Origin of the sequence: Streptomyces anatolicus (assembly GCF_019400875.1) — a bacterium.
In the GTDB taxonomy this organism is placed as follows: Bacteria; Actinomycetota; Actinomycetes; order Streptomycetales; family Streptomycetaceae; genus Streptomyces; species Streptomyces anatolicus.
The window spans coordinates 1-890 of sequence record NZ_WMBF01000867.1 but is presented as its reverse complement, the minus strand read 5'-3'; the positions used below and the strand labels follow the sequence as shown (position 1 = coordinate 890).

Genomic DNA, 890 nt, shown 5'->3' with positions numbered 1-890 from the left:
GGGGTTACCGGGCGGGAGCTACCGGCGCCCGGCGGCGCGCAGGGACTCGATCACGCTCGCGTAGCTGTCGGAGCCGTGGCCCGCGGCGGCGGCGCGTTCCATCGTCGCCTTGAGCAGGTGCGGCAGGGAGTTGTCGATGCCGCGCGCGTGCGCAGCGTGGATGAGATGGTCGATCGCGGCGATCTGTACGTCGATGGTGGCGTCGTCCCCCGGATAGCGCCCGGCGTCCACCTGAGGCGCGTAGGCCGTGACGAACCCGGAGACGGCACCGGTCAGCCAGCGCAGGGCGACCCGGGTGAAGTCCGTGGCCGTCGTCCCGTCGGAGGTCACCAGGGCGGTGCCGTGCAGCCAGCCCGTGAACGTCGCCCACATCAGGCCGAGCAGGGCGGCGTCGTAGAGCGAGGCGAGACCCGGTTCGGCGCCGAGGTAGAGCGGGTCGCCGAGGACGGCGAGGGCCGGGCGGTGCGTCTCGTAGACGGTCTGCGAGCCGCTGTAGAGGAACATCATCTCGGGGTGGCCGACGCCCGGCGGGGTCGTCATGATGCCGCCGTCGAGGTAGCCCGCACAGTGCGACGCGGCCCACGCCGCCATCTCCACGGCCTGCTCCGGGGAGCCGGAGGTGAGGTTGACCAGGGACTTCCCGGCGAGCCCGCCCGCCTCGGCGACCGGATCGAGGACGGCGTGCAGGGCGTCGTAATCGAGTACGCATACGAGTACGAGCCCGCCGAGGCCGCTCCCGGCGACGGCGTCCTCCGGGGTTGCCGCCACGTGTGCGCCGTGGTCGGCGAGGGGCTTCGCCTTCCGCGGGGAGCGGTTCCAGACGGTGGTGGGGTGGCCGTGGTCCAGGAGGGCGGCGGCGAGGGCGGAGCCCATGAGGCCGAGGCCTATGA

The 890-nt window shown here is 73.1% G+C and carries 1 protein-coding gene; it reads right to left on the bottom strand.

Annotated features, from left to right (window positions below; translation table 11 throughout):
• Positions 1–18: 18 nt before the first annotated feature.
• Complete coding sequence (locus GKQ77_RS33035; protein ID WP_308117865.1) at positions 19–888, bottom strand: NAD(P)-dependent oxidoreductase; 870 nt, start codon at positions 886–888, stop codon at positions 19–21.
• Between the last annotated feature and the right edge of the window lie 2 nt (positions 889–890).